Origin of the sequence: Methylobacterium sp. ARG-1 (genome assembly GCF_001262595.1) — a bacterium.
GTDB classification, from domain to species: Bacteria; Pseudomonadota; Alphaproteobacteria; order Rhizobiales; family Beijerinckiaceae; genus Methylobacterium; species Methylobacterium brachiatum.
This window is the reverse complement of record NZ_LHCD01000021.1, coordinates 1-14843: the sequence shown is the minus strand read 5'-3', so window position 1 is coordinate 14843 and position 14843 is coordinate 1. Positions and strand designations below refer to the sequence as shown.

16 protein-coding genes are annotated in these 14843 nt (G+C 69.0%); 9 read left to right on the top strand and 7 right to left on the bottom strand.

Annotation, left to right across the window (positions count from 1 at the left end):
- Nucleotides 1–93 precede the first annotated feature (93 nt).
- Nucleotides 94–1359 carry a DNA topoisomerase IB gene (locus AKJ13_RS18775; protein ID WP_050734791.1) on the top strand — a complete coding sequence of 422 codons (1266 nt, stop codon included), beginning with the start codon at nucleotides 94–96 and terminating at the stop codon, nucleotides 1357–1359.
- A 36-nt stretch (nucleotides 1360–1395) separates the two neighbouring features.
- Here the strand turns inward: AKJ13_RS18775 and AKJ13_RS18770 are convergent, their stop codons facing one another.
- On the bottom strand, nucleotides 1396–2067 hold the full coding sequence (locus AKJ13_RS18770) for a response regulator transcription factor (protein WP_050734729.1): 672 nt from the start codon (nucleotides 2065–2067) through the stop codon (nucleotides 1396–1398).
- A 214-nt stretch (nucleotides 2068–2281) separates the two neighbouring features.
- Nucleotides 2282–3178 (bottom strand): diguanylate cyclase, encoded by an 897-nt coding sequence (locus AKJ13_RS18765; protein WP_050734728.1) that lies wholly within the window; start codon nucleotides 3176–3178, stop codon nucleotides 2282–2284.
- Nucleotides 3179–3255: 77 nt separating this feature from the next.
- On the opposite strand from AKJ13_RS18765, the gene AKJ13_RS18760 reads away from it, so the two are divergent.
- Complete coding sequence (locus AKJ13_RS18760; protein WP_050734727.1) at nucleotides 3256–3609, top strand: hypothetical protein; 354 nt, start codon at nucleotides 3256–3258, stop codon at nucleotides 3607–3609.
- Here the strand turns inward: AKJ13_RS18760 and AKJ13_RS18755 are convergent.
- Entirely contained in the window at nucleotides 3584–3961 is a 378-nt protein-coding gene (locus tag AKJ13_RS18755) for a hypothetical protein (RefSeq protein WP_050734726.1), read from the bottom strand. The two genes, AKJ13_RS18760 and AKJ13_RS18755, sit on opposite strands and share 26 nt — an antisense overlap.
- Nucleotides 3962–4080: 119 nt before the next feature.
- Nucleotides 4081–4320 carry a hypothetical protein gene (locus AKJ13_RS18750; RefSeq protein WP_050734725.1) on the bottom strand — a complete coding sequence of 80 codons (240 nt, stop codon included), beginning with the start codon at nucleotides 4318–4320 and terminating at the stop codon, nucleotides 4081–4083.
- A 253-nt stretch (nucleotides 4321–4573) separates the two neighbouring features.
- On the opposite strand from AKJ13_RS18750, the gene ruvB reads away from it, so the two are divergent.
- From ruvB to ybgC, 3 genes are all read left to right on the top strand, one after another.
- On the top strand, nucleotides 4574–5623 hold the full coding sequence (gene ruvB / locus AKJ13_RS18745) for a Holliday junction branch migration DNA helicase RuvB (protein WP_050734724.1): 1050 nt from the start codon (nucleotides 4574–4576) through the stop codon (nucleotides 5621–5623).
- A gap of 368 nt (nucleotides 5624–5991) precedes the next feature.
- Entirely contained in the window at nucleotides 5992–6717 is a 726-nt protein-coding gene (locus tag AKJ13_RS18740) for a DUF4142 domain-containing protein (protein WP_007566860.1), read from the top strand.
- A gap of 140 nt (nucleotides 6718–6857) precedes the next feature.
- On the top strand, nucleotides 6858–7286 hold the full coding sequence (ybgC, locus tag AKJ13_RS18735; protein ID WP_050734723.1) for a tol-pal system-associated acyl-CoA thioesterase: 429 nt from the start codon (nucleotides 6858–6860) through the stop codon (nucleotides 7284–7286).
- On the opposite strand, the gene AKJ13_RS18730 is transcribed toward ybgC, so the two are convergent.
- Nucleotides 7283–8071, bottom strand: coding sequence for an aldolase/citrate lyase family protein (locus AKJ13_RS18730; RefSeq protein ID WP_050734722.1), 789 nt, complete (start codon nucleotides 8069–8071; stop codon nucleotides 7283–7285). The two genes, ybgC and AKJ13_RS18730, sit on opposite strands and share 4 nt — an antisense overlap.
- A 316-nt stretch (nucleotides 8072–8387) precedes the next feature.
- Between AKJ13_RS18730 and tolQ the strand changes: the two genes are divergently transcribed.
- From tolQ to tolB, 4 genes are all read left to right on the top strand, one after another.
- Complete coding sequence (tolQ, locus tag AKJ13_RS18725; RefSeq protein ID WP_007566854.1) at nucleotides 8388–9104, top strand: protein TolQ; 717 nt, start codon at nucleotides 8388–8390, stop codon at nucleotides 9102–9104.
- Nucleotides 9105–9129: 25 nt separating this feature from the next.
- Nucleotides 9130–9576: an ExbD/TolR family protein gene (locus tag AKJ13_RS18720; RefSeq protein WP_050734721.1), complete on the top strand. Its 447-nt coding sequence runs from the start codon at nucleotides 9130–9132 to the stop codon at nucleotides 9574–9576.
- Between the two features lie 10 nt (nucleotides 9577–9586).
- Complete coding sequence (gene tolA / locus AKJ13_RS18715) at nucleotides 9587–10873, top strand: cell envelope integrity protein TolA (protein WP_050734720.1); 1287 nt, start codon at nucleotides 9587–9589, stop codon at nucleotides 10871–10873.
- A gap of 65 nt (nucleotides 10874–10938) precedes the next feature.
- Nucleotides 10939–12285 (top strand): Tol-Pal system beta propeller repeat protein TolB, encoded by a 1347-nt coding sequence (gene tolB / locus AKJ13_RS18710; RefSeq protein WP_050734719.1) that lies wholly within the window; start codon nucleotides 10939–10941, stop codon nucleotides 12283–12285.
- A gap of 24 nt (nucleotides 12286–12309) precedes the next feature.
- Here the strand turns inward: tolB and AKJ13_RS18705 are convergent, their stop codons facing one another.
- Complete coding sequence (locus tag AKJ13_RS18705; protein WP_244471655.1) at nucleotides 12310–13275, bottom strand: nucleotidyltransferase domain-containing protein; 966 nt, start codon at nucleotides 13273–13275, stop codon at nucleotides 12310–12312.
- Nucleotides 13276–13555: 280 nt separating this feature from the next.
- Nucleotides 13556–14788 (bottom strand): MFS transporter, encoded by a 1233-nt coding sequence (locus AKJ13_RS18700; RefSeq protein WP_050734718.1) that lies wholly within the window; start codon nucleotides 14786–14788, stop codon nucleotides 13556–13558.
- Between the last annotated feature and the right edge of the window lie 55 nt (nucleotides 14789–14843).

Here is a 14843-nt window from a genome sequence, read left to right as displayed (position 1 = left end):
ATGCGCAGATCCGGAACGGTGGTCGAGCGCCGCCGGTTGATCTGGGCCTTCTCGCCGGGTGGTACCCCGGCGGCGTATCCGGGAGGGGCGGCCATGGCGGATGTCGAGACGGACCAGAACGGTGGAAGCCTACGCGCAGCGGCCGAGGAGGCCGGTCTCGTCTATGTGGACGACGGCCGGCCGGGCCTGACGCGCAAGCGCAGCGGCACGGGCTTCCGTTACATCGACGCGAAGGGGGCGCCGGTGCGCGACAAGCGGATCCTCGCTCGGATCCGCGCCCTCGCGATCCCGCCGGCCTATACCGATGTCTGGATCTGCGCGCGCAGCAGCGGCCATATCCAGGCGACCGGGCGGGACGCCAAGGGCCGCAAGCAGTATCGCTATCACCCCGATTTCCGGCAGGCGCGCGAGGCCAACAAGTTCTCGCGCATCATGGCTTTCGCCGATGCCCTTCCGGGGATCCGCCAGCGCGTCGATGCCGACATGAAGCGTCCGGGCCTATGCCGCGAGAAGGTGCTGGCCACGGTGGTCCACCTGCTCGAGACCACGCTGATCCGGGTCGGCAACGACGATTACGCCCGCACCAACAAAAGCTACGGCCTGACCACCCTGCGCGATCCCCATGTCCGAATCGCGGGCGCCGAGCTGTCGTTCCGGTTCAAGGGCAAGAGCGGGAAGACCTGGGACGTGTCGCTCAAGGACCGGCGGGTCGCCCGGATCGTGAAGGCCTGCCAGGACCTGCCCGGCCAGGAGCTGTTCCAGTATATCGATGCCGACGGCGTCCAGCGCGACGTCACCTCGTCCGACGTGAACGCGTATCTGCGCGAGATCGCCGGCGAGGATTTCACCGCCAAGGATTTCCGGACCTGGGCGGGGACGGTCCTGGCTGCGCTGGCGCTGCGCGAGTTCGAGAGCTTCGACAGCGCGGCGGGGGCCAAGCGCAACGTTCGGGCGGCGATCGAGAGCGTCGCGGGGCGCCTTGGCAACACGCCGACGATCTGCCGCAAATGCTACATCCACCCCCAGATCCTCGATTGCTACCTGGAGGGGGATCTCCTCCTGCAGGTCAAGGATGCCGTCGAGACCGAGCTGAGCGAGGATCTCGGCAAGCTCCGCTCCGAGGAGGCAGCGGTGCTCGGGTTGCTCCAGGCGCGGCTGGCCGCGTCGCAGGATGAGGCGCTTGCCGGCAAACGGGTCAAGCCCGCCTCGGCTTCGGCCCGCAAACGCAGCAAGCCAGGCGGGACGGCGTCCCGGGCCAAAGCGGCCGCTAAGACCGCGATCGAGTCCGCTTCGAGCGGGAAGACGCGATCGTCGGGGGCTGCGCGGACCCGCGCCGGGGCGCAGGCCGGCGTCGCGTGAGCGGGGCAGCCCCGCCAGGGCTGCCCGCTGGCCCGGTCAATGCCGGGACTGGTTGCTGCTGCCGGACCCGCCGCGTCGGTTCTGCTCGCTGTCGACCACCGGAGCCAGGCCGAGCTGGCGCGCCAGCGAGACCAGATCCTTCAGCCGCCCGGTCTGCGTCTTGCGGCGCAGGTTCAGCCGGTGGGTCTCGACCGTCCGGACGCTGAGTGCCAGGCGGCGGGCCACCTCCTTGTTGCTGAAGCCCGAGCTGAGGAAGCGCAGCACCTCCGCCTCGCGCGGCGTGAGCCCGAGGCTGTCGCCCGGCTCCGCCGGCAGGGCAGCTTGCTGGTCCGGCGGCACGAGGCAATCGGATCCCTCGGCCAGGGCGAGCAGGGCCGCACACAGCTCCCGCGGCGACTTCGACCGCGCCACGAAGGCATCCGCGCCTGCCGCCAGCAAAGCCCGGAGGTCGTCGGCGGTCAGCGCCCCGAAAGCCACGAGCGTGCGCAGGTTCGGCTGCCGCTCCTTCAGGCCGACGAGGCGCGCGATCCCATCCGCCAACCGGATCTCGTCGAGGAAGATCAACGCGACCGTAGAGCCGGCATCGGCCTGGCCCAAGTGCTCCTCGCCGATCGTATGGAACTCCGGCATATGCTCCAGAGTGGCGCGAACAGTCGCGCTCAGGTCCTGCGGTTCATCCAGGATCAGGACGCCAACGGCCGTACTCATGACCTCGCACCTTTCGTCTCCCGCCGATACAAAGGGGCCGGGATCGGATGCGTAGTTCCAAGATCCATTCCACGAGTTTGGGGCGAATATTAAGCTTTATATTCGCGTTATCGGTCGATTCCTGTCTTCGCCCCGCGAATTGGTGTGCCAATATGGGGCGCGGTCGCGCGCCGTCCCGCTTCTGGCCGTGCCAGACCGGAGCGGCTTGGCTGTCTCAGCTTGCAACGGCCAAGCCTGCATCGCCCTGGTACGGCACGACGCGGTTGCGGCCACCGCTCTTGGCGGCATAGAGGGCGATATCGGCCCGCTTGATCAGGGCGTGGACGTCGTCGCCCTCGACCCAGGTGCTGACGCCGAAGCTGCAGGTCAGGCCGATTGCATGCTGGCTGCCACGGATACGTAGGGCCTGGACGCGTTCCCGCAGGCGTTCGGCCCGGGCGGTCGCCTCGGCGAGGCTGCAGCCCGGCAGGACGATACCGAATTCCTCGCCGCCGAGACGTCCGCCGATACCCTCCCCGGCGATCAGCTCGGCCACGGCCTTGATGGCGACGTCGCCGACATCGTGTCCGTGCTCGTCATTGATCCGCTTGAAATGGTCGATATCGGCCAGGATCGCCGAGATCCGGCCCGGGCGCGCGTCCTGCTCGGCGGCGATGCGCGCCCGGTCGAAAAACGCGCGACGGTTATAGGACCCGGTCAGCGGATCGGTCTCGGCCAGCCGGATCAGCTCCTCCTGCAGGGTGATCAGACGCTCGGCCGCGCGCAGCCGGGCGTTCAGCTCCTCGGCGCTCGGCGGCTTCTCGATAAAGTCGTCGGCGCCGCTGTCGAGGGCCTCGGCCAGGCTGCGGACGTTGCGCGCGGACGACATGGTGATGACGTGCAGCGGCCGGCGTTCTTCCGCCAGGAGCCGCGCGGACCAGCAGAGTTCGAGGCCGCAGAGGGGGCGGACCTCGACGCTGGTGATCAGGACGCGGACGGAGGGCGTCGCAGAGAGGTACTGCAGCGCCTGCGCCGAGTCCGTGAACGCGTGCACCGCATGACCGCGCGGCTCGATCAGGGAGGCGATGATCTGCAGGACGACACGGCTCGAATCGACGACAACGATCTGCATGGCATGGTCCGGCCCGGGTCTCGGGTGTCTACCGGACAAGACTTAACTTCGACCCAACACCGGAGCCGAATTCCAGCATGAGCGCGGTCATCACCACGCCCGACTTACGCTATATCGTCGTCCGCGGTCGGCTCTGGCGGCGGGCCAATCCCGACCTGTCGGCAGAGCGGCGCGAGGCCCTGGTCGGCCGGCTGATGGATGCGCGCCGTGCCGTGAAGGCAGCCAAGGCCGCCGAGCGTGCGGGCGAGCCCGAAGCCGCCGCCGCGATGAAGGCCGCCCGGGCCGAGGTCGACGCGGTCAAGATCGGCTTGGGTGAGCGTGGCCCGGTCTGGTGGTGCGACGGCGCCCCCGATCTCAACCGACACCTCGTCCGGAACACGCCCTACGCCGCCTGGTTCGCCACGCTCAGCGACGGGGAACCTGAACCGTGATGATCTGGGCGCCGGCCGTGCGGCCGCTCTCGATCGTCCGCTCGGCCCGGCGCTCGCGCGTGGACCGGGGCGCGGGGTTCGTCGCGTTGATCACCGTGATCGTCGGCGCTTGCGCGGGCGGGGCCGCGATGCCGGTCACGGTCGGGACCCCGTAGGTGCCGTAGCTCCAGGGCGACGGCACGATCTCGGTCGGCCGCGGCACCCGGGTCAGCGGAGCACCGATATAGGTTCCGCGCACGAACGGTCCGGCAAAGTCGCCCGCCCCGGCCGTGCCATAGGGATAGACGCCCTGTGCGCAGGCTGGTCCCGCGAGAAGCAGGCCTGCGAGGGTGGCAGCTTTCCGGGATATCATGCGGCCGGCTCCGATACTCGGGGGGAACACGTCAGGAACGACCCCAGGGAACACACACGATCACCGGCCGTTCCGACCGGCCAGCCGCGCAGAATGCGTATGGTTGGCGACGCGCTATCTCAACGGCAGGTCGTGATCCGGCGGACCACCCAGCCCTCGCCCTCGATCCACAGGCGCCGACGCGCCCGGCTGCAGCTGGAATCGTCGTCGCGCTCGACGGCGGCGACTGGGTGAACCTGCGACGCGGCGGCCTCGGCCACCTTGGTCTCGTTCGTGCCCGGCGCGGCCTGGGCGGTTGCCATGCCGGCCAGAAACAGGAGGGCGCTGGCCGCGCCCAATGCGGTCGATCGGATCATCATCGTGGAACAGCGCCCTGCGGCCGAGTTTTAGGGATTCCTCAACGGAATGCGCGGCGCAGCATTTCGGTTTCATCCGTTGCGACGGTTCTTGGCGCCTGGCCCACGGCGATGGGCGTGACGGTGTGCTGCGGCACGCGCCGCACGACGCGCTTAGACTTCGCCGGCTGCGCGTATTAGGAGAAGCGGCCGGACGCGACGGCTCCCGTAGACCCTCGATCAGCGGTCAGGCGGGCCGGTCCACGAGCGAAGGTCCATGAGCAAGCCGAAGCCCCCGACCAACGTGCTGCTGACGCCGGAGAAGCGCGCCGAGGACGTGGACCAGACGATCCGGCCGCTGAGCCTGTCCGAGTTCATCGGGCAGAAGGCGGCGCGCGCCAACATGCAGATCTTCATTGAGGCGGCCAAGATGACCGGCCAGGCCCTCGATCACGTCCTGTTCGTCGGGCCGCCCGGCCTCGGCAAGACCACGCTGGCCCAGATCGTGGCGCGGGAACTCGGGGTCAACTTCCGCTCGACCTCGGGGCCGGTGATCGCCAAGGCGGGCGACCTCGCCGCACAGCTGACCAATCTCGAAGAGCGCGACGTGCTCTTCATCGACGAGATCCACCGCCTCAACCCGGCCGTGGAGGAAATCCTCTACCCGGCCATGGAGGATTATCAGCTCGACCTCATCATCGGCGAAGGCCCGGCGGCCCGCTCGGTGAAGATCGAGCTGCCGAAATTCACGCTGGTCGGGGCCACCACCCGAGCGGGGCTGCTGACGACGCCGCTACGCGACCGGTTCGGCATCCCGATCCGCCTCGAATTCTACGAGATCGACGAACTCGAGAAGATCGTGGCCCGCGGCGCCCGGGTGCTTGGGCTCGGTATGTCGCCGGAAGGCGCCAACGAGATCGCCCGGCGGGCGCGCGGCACGCCGCGCATCGCCGGCCGGCTGCTGCGGCGGGTGCGGGACTTCGCCGTGGTGGCCGAGGCCGAGACGGTGACGCGCGCCATCGCCGACCGGGCGCTGAAGCTGCTCGACGTCGACTCGGTCGGCCTCGACGTGATGGACCGCAAGTACCTGACGCTGATCGCAACCTCGTTCGGCGGCGGGCCGGTGGGCATCGAGACGATCGGCGCCGCCCTGTCCGAGCCGCGCGACGCGATCGAGGACATTATCGAGCCCTACCTGATCCAGCGCGGCTTCGTGCAGCGCACGCCCCGCGGCCGGGTCCTCACCAGGCACGCCTTCCGGCATATGGGCTTCGCCGAGCCCAAGCGGGAACAGAACCTGCTCTTCGATGACGGCGACGCCGTCTGACCGGCTGTTCGTAACCGTCCATGCGGTCGGAACGGGGCTGGTTCACGCCTCCCTCATAGGATGCCACATCGATATCGGGTCGCAGGCTCGCGGCCGGGCCGGGCTGCTCAGCCGGCAAAGGCTTGTCCGATCACGGTTTTCGCACCGGATGTGCTGAGGCTATTGCCAAGCCGTTACGTAGTCGCGCCCCGGGATCCGATCACGCAAAAGCGATCCCGGCTGTGGAACAGTGGGGAAACGCGACAGTTGTGCTCGCGACCGCGCCCAGTCCGCGTGGCGCTGGCAAGATTGCGGGACTGTGGCAGCGGCCATGGAATCTCGAGAGATCTTTGAGCCATCAAGAAGAACACCAAGGATCACCTTCTGATATGAAGACACTCACGCTCGCCGTGCTCGGCCTTTCCGCTGCTGCGCTCACGACGCCGGCTTTCGCGCAGGATGCGCTTCCGATCCGCATCCAGCCCTTCGCCAACCAGCAGGATGTCGGCGCTGCCGCGACCGAGACCCCGGCCTTCCGCGCCGAGGCGCTGCGTTCGGATGCCACCAGCATCGAGGCGAGCCGCATCGCCCTCCAGCGTTCACGCAACCCGCGGGTCCGCAACTACGCCAACCGCGTCCTGGTCGAGCGTAAGGCCACCACCGACGCGCTGCTGCCGCCGAACACCTCCCTGTCGCGCAACGGCACGGTGGTCTCGGACAACCAGGGCATCAAGACGGATCTGAGCAACCCGGTCGGCTTCGTGCTGGCCCCGGTGACCATCGCGGCCAATCTCGGCACCAGCATCGTCGGCGGCGCGCTCGGCGCGGTCGGCATCGTCGATAACAGCCCGACCGAGCCGGGACGTCGCGTGGCGCTGGGCGAGCGCGGTCAGGCCCGCCTGGCCCGGCTGCAGTCGGCCCCGAACGGCCGGTCCTTCGATCGCGCCTATATCGACCAGCAGGCCCGGTCCGACGCGCAGACCCTGGCGCTCTACGACGCCTATGCCAAGTCGGGCGACAGCGCCCAGGGCCGCCGCTTCGCCAGCGAGGCCCTGCCCTACATCGCCGACGAGCACGCCCATTCGGCGAGCCTGGCCGCCCGCATCGGCGGCTGATCCAACCGCACGGGCCTGACCATGCGAGGGCCGCCCCAGGGCGGCCCTCGTCATGTCGGCCCCTGCCCGAGCGGCGAGCCGACGCGACTATTCCAGCGATGGGGTTTCCCCGCCTCCGCGCAATGCCGTAGACGACGCCGATGAGCGAAGCGAACCCTGCCGGTACGGAGCCTCACCGCTTGGCAGTGCGGGTCTATTATGAGGACACCGACTTCTCGGGCTTCGTCTACCACGCGAGCTATCTGCGCTTCCTGGAGCGGGGCCGGACCGAATTGCTGCGCGGTTTGGCGGGGGACCAGTCCGATCTGCACCGGGAGGCGAGCGGCCTCGTCTTCGTGGTCCGGCGGATGACGCTGGACTTCATCCGGCCCGCCCGCATGGACGATCAGCTCACCATCGCGACCCGCACGCAGCAACTGCGGGGCGCCTCGATGCAGCTCGCCCAGGAAGTCCGCCGGGGCGACCAGGTGCTGGTCGCCGCCGAGGTCACAGTCGCCTGTGTGCGGGACGGCCGTGCCATCCGCCTGCCGGAGGTCCTGCGGCGACTCCTGACGCCCGGCGAAACCTAAGCGACCCGCGTCGCGTCCGTGTCACGCAGGAGCTTGGCGAAGGCGTTCACGATGGTCATCGCGTCGTACTCGACTGAGACCAGCTGGAAGCCCATCGCAACCATCTCCCGGGCCCGCAGCGGCGACGGTGAGAAGGCACAGGGCAGCTTGCCGGCCGCCCGGGTCTTGCGGACGATCTCGCCCAAAGCTGCCGTGACGGCCGCGCCGGACGGGTCGATGACCGTGCCCTTGGACAGCGCGATCGACAGATCGGCGGGCCCGACCAGGATGCCGTCGATGCCCGGCAGGGCCAGGATCGCTTCCAGCGCATCGATCGCCTCGGCCGTCTCGCACATGGCGATGGTCAGCGCCCGGGCGTTGGCGCCCGCGAGGAACTCGGTCGCATCGCTCTGACCCGACATCCACATGGCGCGGTCCGGCCCCCAGCTCCGCTGACCGACCGGCGGGTACTTGGTGGCGGCGGCCAGCGCCTGCGCGTCGGCCACGCTGTTGATCATCGGCGCGACGATGCCCGAGGCGCCGGCATCCAGCATCCGCGATGCCATGGCGAAGTCGCCCACGGGGATGCGGACCAGGCTCGGCTTGCCGGCGAGCGCCACCTCGGTGATCGCCGCGCAGCACGAATGGTAATCGTGCGCGCCGTGCTGCTGGTCGAGGAGCACGGCGTCGAAGCCCGACCGCGCGAGGGCGCCGGCGATGGCCGGGTCGGCGATACAGGACCAGCCGAGGAATCGGGCGGGCTCGGCGGGTAGGAGGCCGTGGAGGCTCGGGACGGGCAGGGTCATGGCGCTTCCTGTACTGAGACTCGCGGTGCGCGCGGCACTCTGACCCCGAGAGAATAAGGGCGTCGGTTTCGCCAGGTCCAGCCTCGCATTGTGCCGCCCGGCCGATACGTCCGACTGCCTTGGGATCGCCCGGATCGAAACCGATCCTTAACCCTGTCGCGGCCTTAACGAAGACCGCGCGATGCCGTGAGTCCCGGCGCGAAGACGGCCCTTACTTTCGACAGATTCGCGGGCGATAGCATTGATATCGCTCACGGATCCGGCGGACGCGGGCCTCGCCCGGCGCATCGCGATCCGGAGCAGGAGATCTCGACGGATGAACCCAGCCGACGCGATGCAGGCCGCGCCTGTCGCCGACATGACGTTGCTCGGGCTGTTCCTGCAAGCCCATTTCGTCGTGAAGATCGTGATGATCGGGCTGCTCAGCGCCTCGATCTGGTGCTGGTCGATCATCGTCGACAAGACGCTGCTGTTCCGCCGTACCAAGGCCGAGATGGACGCGTTCGAGGATGCGTTCTGGTCCGGCCGCTCCCTCGAGGAGCTGTTCCGCTCGTTCAACGACCGCCCGGCCACCGGGCTCGCCGCGGTGTTCGTGGCCGCCATGCGGGAGTGGAAGCGCTCGTTCGAGGGCTCGGGCCGTCAGGTCCAGTCCCTATCTCAGCGCATCGAGAAGCAGCTCGACGTCACCATCCAGCGCGAGGTCGAGCGGCTCGAATCGCGTCTGCTGTTTCTCGCTTCGATCGGCTCGGCCGGCCCGTATATTGGCCTGTTCGGCACGGTCTGGGGCATCATGACCGCCTTCACCTCGATCGCGGCCTCCAAAAACACCTCGCTCGCCGTCGTGGCCCCCGGCATCGCCGAGGCCCTCTTCGCCACCGCGATCGGCCTGTTCGCCGCGATCCCGGCGGTGCTCGCCTACAACAAGCTTCAGGCCGAGGTCTCGAAGTCGCAATCGCGGCTGGAGGGTTTCGCCGACGAGTTCTCCGCGATCCTCTCCCGCCAGATCGACGAGCGCCTCTCGCTCGCCGCCTGACCGGGTCGATCCAGGAGAGTGATCCATGAGCATGGCGGCGGGAGCATCCCACGGCGGCAAGCGGCGGCGGCGCAGAGGCCGGCGCGGCGGGCCGATCAACGAGATCAACATGACGCCGTTCATCGACGTCGTGCTGGTGCTGCTGATCATCTTCATGGTCGCGGCGCCGATGATGACGGTGGGCGTGCCCCTCGATCTGCCGCAATCCAAGGCGTCGCCGCTCAATTCCGACGTAAAGCCGGTGACGCTCTCGATCCGGCAGACCGGCCAGGTCTTCCTCGGCGAGGATGAGCTGACCGACGACTCAATCATCCCGAAGCTGCTCGAGACGGCCAAGACCGGTACCGAGGAGCGCGTGTTCGTACGCGGCGACAAGCGGGTCGATTACGGCCGCGTCGCCCAGGTGATGGCGATCGTGACCGGCGGCGGCTTCAAGAAGGTCGCCCTCGTGACCGAGCCTGAGCATCAGTAGGGTCTGAACCGTGGAGTTCCACTTCGACCGCAAGGAACCGGGTGTCTGGATCTCCGCCGGCACCCACGTGGCGCTGCTGGCCTTCGCGCTGTTCAGCGTGGCGGCTCCGGCCCTGCCCGAGGCGCAGGAGGGCGTGCCCGTCGAGGTGATCACCGAGAACCAATTCTCCGAGATCACCAAGGGCGAGCGCCAGGCCGACAAGCCGATGCCGAACGCCCAGCCGCGGGCCGACCGCCAGGCCGAGAAGGTCGAGGATCGCGAGCCCGAGAACGCCAAGACCGACGCGCCGACCGCCCCGACCCGCACGGCCGAGATGAAGCTCGCCAACGCGGAGGAGATGCCCCTGCGCGCTGAGCCGGATCCGCAGGAGACGGCCAAAGCCGCCAAGGCCGCCCAGGAGAAGCGCGAGGCCGAGAAGGCCGCCGCCAAGGCTGCCGAGAAGGCCGCAGCGGACAAGGCTGCTGCCGCCGAGAAGGCCGCCGCCGCGAAGGCCGAGGCGAAGGCGGCCGCGAAGGCCGAAGCCGAGAAGCGCGAGCAGCTCGACAAGCTGATCGAGCGGCAGGAGGCCGAAGCTGCCGCCGCCGCGAAGGCTGCCGCCGCTAAGGCCGAGGCCAAGGCCAAGGCGGATGCCGCCAAGGCCGAGGCCGCCCGGGAAGCGGCCCGGAAGGCAGCCGAAGCCAAGGCCGAGGCGGAAGCCGAGCGGCAGAAGGAGATGGCCGAGGCCAAGGCCGCGCAGGAGAAGGCGGAAGCCGCCGCCAAGGCCGAGGCCGCCGCCAAGGCGAAGGCCAAGGCGATGGCGGATGCGAAGGCCAAGGCCGACGGCGAGGCCAAGGCGCGCAAGCAGGCCGAGCTCGCCAACAAGTTCAACGCGGGCGACATCCGCTCGATGCTGGCGTCGAAGGTGCCGTCGCAATCCACCGGCGCGACCGGCCACACGGTGCAGAAGGTGGCGGCCCTCGGCGCCGCGACCGGCACCGCGCAGCGCCTGTCGCCGTCCCTGCGCGACGCCCTGGTCGGCCTGCTGCAGCAGCAGATCGAGCGCTGCTACTCCGCGCCCCCCGGCGCCGCCCAGGGGGTGGTCCTGCCGGTGCTCGACATCCGCCTCAACCCGAACGGCTCGCTCAGCACCGAGCCGCGGATCATGCGGGGCGGTTCCAGCACCGTGGACCAGTCGATCGCGCAAGCCGCGCTCCGGGCGGTGCGCCGCTGCGCGCCGTATAACATTCCGGCCACCTACGCGCCGTATTACAACGACTGGAAGGCCATCAACGCGGAGTTCGAATTCACGGCGACCTGAGGTCGCCGTCCGCGCCGCCAGCCGTCATCCCCCCTCCCCGTCTGATCGTCACTCGGATCCGACCCATGCAGAACCTTCCCTCCGCCGGGCCTCTTCCGGCGCCCCTCGCCGCGCGCCTGGTCGCGCTGCTGGCCTTCCTCGCGGTCGCCCTCGGCTTCGCGGCCCCGGCCCAGGCGCAGCTGCAGCTGCGCATCGGCGGCGGCAACTTCCAGCCGATGCCGATCGCGATCGCGGATTTCGGCGGCGATCCGAGCCTCGGCGGCCTCGTCTCCGGCGTGGTCACCAACAACCTGCGCCGCTCCGGGTACTTCACGCCCCTCGACCATGCGCGCTTCCCCGAATCGCCGAACTTCGACGCTGCGCCGAACTTCGAGAAATGGCGCGCCACCGGCGTCCAGGGTCTGGTGACGGGCCGTGTCTCGCGCGACCCCTCAGGTAAGCTGAAGGTCGAGTTCCGCCTCTGGGACGTGACCTCCGGCCAGCAGATGACCGGCCAGCAATACGGCACCGACACCGCCAATGCCCGGCGCACCGGCCATCTGATCTCTGACGCGGTCTACACCAAGATCACCGGCCTCGGTCCGTGGTTCGACAGCCGCATCGCCTTCGTGGACGAGACCGGCCCCAAGGAGAACCGCCGCAAGCGCCTGATGGTGATGGATCAGGACGGCGCCAATGTCCGGGCGATCACCAGCGGCGAGACCTCGATCGTCGCGCCGCGCTACTCGCCGGCCACGCAGGACATCGCCTTCATGTCCCAGGCCACCGGACACCAGCCCCGCGTCCAGGTGATCAATCTCGAAACCGGCGCCCGACAGGCGTTGGGCAGCGTCGACTCGATGAGTGCCAGCCCGCGCTTCTCGCCGGACGGCCGCCGCCTGGTGATGAGCGTGCAGCAGGGCGGCAACGCCGATATCGTGACGATGGACATCGCCACGAAGGCCCAGCACTCGGTCACCAACGGCATGGCGATCGACACCTCGCCGACCTACTCGCCGGACGGTTCGCAGATCGCGTTCGAATCGGATCGCGGCGGCTCGCAGCAGGTCTACGTGATGGGCGCCGACGGCTCGAACCCGCACCGGATCACCTTCGGCACCGGCTCGGCCTCACAGCCGGCCTGGTCGCCGCGCGGTGACCTGATCGCCTATACCCGCCAGCGCAACGGCGGCTTCGCCATCTGTGTGTCGAAGCCCGACGGCACCGGCGAGCGCGTCCTCACCGAGGGCTACCACAACGAGGGCCCGACCTTCGCGCCGAACGGCCAGTACGTGCTGTTCTTCCGCGATCCGGGCGGCCAGGGCGGCGGCAAGCTGTTCATGGTCGACATCACCGGCAAGGTGGAGCAGCCGATCCCGACCCCCTCCTACGCCTCCGACCCGACCTGGTCGCCGCTGCTCGCGGGCCGCTGAGTCGTTTGGGATTTTGGAGCCCGGCTACCAGTCGGGTTCCAGGGCGTCGTTCGTTTCCCGGCCCGTGTCGGCAGATGTGAGCGTCGCGGCTTGATCCCGCAGCGCTTTCGGCAGAGCCCCGAGGGCGGGATCGTCGAAGGCGAGATGCGGCAGGTAGCGGGCGACGAGTTCCGCAATGAGCCGAGCCTGCGCTCCATCGCGGCGACGCTTCTCGGGATTGCGATCCGGTCTTCCCGAAAGCCATGCTTTGTGGAGCGCGAAGGCTCGCGGATCGGGCACGGTCATCTCGGCCGGGTAGCCGCGCAGATCGAGCACCGTGACCCGGACCTTGGGACTGTTCACGAGCCAGGCCAGACCGACGATCTCGCCGGCGACGAGATCGTCGGGGTCGCGCCCGATCTGCCTCGCTTCGCTCGGCCGAATGGGGTCTTTCGGAGTGGGTGTGATCAGATCGACAGTGTAGCCGTCGCGGTTTGCCGCACGAAACCCGCGCTTGCCCATGACCTCGAAGGAATGATCGACCTTCCGGAGCAGGCCGACGACTCCCGATGCCGCCACTTCCGGGACGATGAGTTTCAGGCTGGCCCGCGCGTCGTCCATCAGGTCGAAATCGGCTGTTTCGAGGACCGCTTGGTCGATCTGGACGCCGGCCATCCGCTCATAGGCGAACAGCGCATTGGTCCCGACTGTGGCGACCACCGGTTCCGTGAGGCGGGCGTCGGACAGAGCCCGCAGGATCCGGGCGGCGATCACCGGCATCCGGCCGAGTCGCTGCGCGCGGCTGACGGCCGCGATCCTGTTCAGCCGTTGTGCGAGCGCGGTGCTGCGCACCTTCGCGTGCGAACGGCCGTCGACGAAGCGTTGGTGGATGGCCTCCGTCTCCTCCGAACGAGGACCGAGGGATTTCCAGACGCCATCCTTGAAACGATAGAGGTAGCTGCGCCCATCGACGGTTTTCCAGGCCATCGAACCGGCGAAGCGGCTCTGCAAGGTCGAGCGCGCCGCGCGATAGGCATCGAAGACCTGCTCGGCGTTGTTGAGTTGCCGTGCCTGTTCGTCGTCGAGTTCTCAGTAAGGCATCGTCCCCGTCCCTGCAGACGTTCAGGGCTTGGTACGTATCATCTAAGTCCATGATTAGAAACAAATTATCCATTTTCTGATCCGTCGGAGGCGCGAAATGGATAATCGAGCGCGGCTTCGCCGGAGCCGCCCATAGGCCTGAAAAATCCGGTTGTATGCCGTGCCGTGCTTCAGACGGGGTGCACTGCCGCTACCCCTGCACCAGCAACCGATCCCGCGCCTTCAGGGCCGGGAAGAACCGGCCCCAGAGCAGCGCGACGGCGATCGTCGCGGCACCGCCCGCCACCACCGCCGGGACCGCCCCGATAGCGGCGGCGAGCAGGCCGGATTCGAACTCGCCGAGCTCGTTCGAGGCGCCGATGAACACGGTGTTCACCGCGGAGACCCGGCCGCGCATGGCGTCCGGGGTCTCGCCCTGCACGAACGTCTGGCGGACATAGACCGAGATCATGTCTGCGGCGCCGGTGACGAACAGGCAGGCCATCGACAGGGGTAGCGAGGTCGAGAGGCCGAACACGACCGTGGCAGCGCCGAACACGGCCGCCGCCCGGAGCATCCGCACCCCGGCATGGCGCCGGAGCGGACGATAGGCGAGCAGCACCGCCGTGGCGACGGCCCCGAAGGCCGGCATGCTCCGCAGCGCCCCGAGGCCCAGGGGCCCGACATGCAGCACCTCGCCGGCATAGATCGGCAGGAGCGCGGTGGCGCCGCCCAGCAGGACCGTGAACAGGTCGAGGCTGATGGCGCCCAGCACCACCGGCTGCGAGCGGATGTAGCCGATGCCGGCCGAGAGTGCCGCCCAGGTGATCGGCGGCCGTTCGGTCACGGCGGCGGGCCGGAAGCGGATCAGGGCCGTCAGCAGGCTCGCTACGGCGAAGCTCGCCGCCGCGCCACCGAACACGACCGACGGCCCGAGGGCGTAGAGCAGCCCGCCCAGTGCCGGGCCCATCACCGAGGCGCTCTGCCAGAGCGAAGCGTTCCAGGCGATTGCCGAGCCGAATTGCAGGCCCGGCACAAGGGTCGGCAGCAAAGCCTGCAGGGCCGGATTGGCGAAAGCCCGGGCGGTGCCGACGACGATCACCAGGGCGTAGATTGGCCAGACCGCCTGGAGGCCGGCGAGCGCATAGGCGAGGAGGCCGAAGCTCGCCAGACTCTGGAGGCCGAAGGCCGCGGCGCCGACCAGGCGCCGGTCATAGGCATCCGCCACATGGCCGGTGATCAGGGCGCAGACCACCGCGGGCAGGAAGCCCGCCAGCCCGACGAGGCCCAAGGCCAGGGCGGAATGGGTCAGGTCATAGACGAACCAGCCGATCGCCACCGCCTGCATCTGGTAGGCGAGACCCGTGAGGAAGCGGGCCGAACCGAACAGGCGGAAATCGCCGATGCCGAAGACGGCCCAGCCGGAACGATCATGCGCGGACATACTCCCTGCTGATCCCGGCCGGGGGATTAATCAAGCCCGCCGCAGGGGCCGGCTC

Excerpts from the sequence above, each read along its gene's own strand:
- AKJ13_RS18755 (WP_050734726.1), bottom strand. The coding sequence starts at position 3,961 with ATGATATCCCGGAAAGCTGCCACCCTCGCAGGCCTGCTTCTCGCGGGA.
- AKJ13_RS18760 (WP_050734727.1), top strand. The coding sequence starts at position 3,256 with ATGAGCGCGGTCATCACCACGCCCGACTTACGCTATATCGTCGTCCGC.
- AKJ13_RS18765 (WP_050734728.1), bottom strand. The coding sequence starts at position 3,178 with ATGCAGATCGTTGTCGTCGATTCGAGCCGTGTCGTCCTGCAGATCATC.
- AKJ13_RS18700 (WP_050734718.1), bottom strand. The coding sequence starts at position 14,788 with ATGTCCGCGCATGATCGTTCCGGCTGGGCCGTCTTCGGCATCGGCGAT.
- tolQ (WP_007566854.1), top strand. The coding sequence starts at position 8,388 with ATGAACCCAGCCGACGCGATGCAGGCCGCGCCTGTCGCCGACATGACG.
- AKJ13_RS18775 (WP_050734791.1), top strand. The coding sequence starts at position 94 with ATGGCGGATGTCGAGACGGACCAGAACGGTGGAAGCCTACGCGCAGCG.
- AKJ13_RS18750 (WP_050734725.1), bottom strand. The coding sequence starts at position 4,320 with ATGATGATCCGATCGACCGCATTGGGCGCGGCCAGCGCCCTCCTGTTT.
- AKJ13_RS18740 (WP_007566860.1), top strand. The coding sequence starts at position 5,992 with ATGAAGACACTCACGCTCGCCGTGCTCGGCCTTTCCGCTGCTGCGCTC.
- AKJ13_RS18730 (WP_050734722.1), bottom strand. The coding sequence starts at position 8,071 with ATGACCCTGCCCGTCCCGAGCCTCCACGGCCTCCTACCCGCCGAGCCC.
- AKJ13_RS18720 (WP_050734721.1), top strand. The coding sequence starts at position 9,130 with ATGAGCATGGCGGCGGGAGCATCCCACGGCGGCAAGCGGCGGCGGCGC.
- AKJ13_RS18770 (WP_050734729.1), bottom strand. The coding sequence starts at position 2,067 with ATGAGTACGGCCGTTGGCGTCCTGATCCTGGATGAACCGCAGGACCTG.
- tolB (WP_050734719.1), top strand. The coding sequence starts at position 10,939 with ATGCAGAACCTTCCCTCCGCCGGGCCTCTTCCGGCGCCCCTCGCCGCG.
- ruvB (WP_050734724.1), top strand. The coding sequence starts at position 4,574 with ATGAGCAAGCCGAAGCCCCCGACCAACGTGCTGCTGACGCCGGAGAAG.
- ybgC (WP_050734723.1), top strand. The coding sequence starts at position 6,858 with ATGAGCGAAGCGAACCCTGCCGGTACGGAGCCTCACCGCTTGGCAGTG.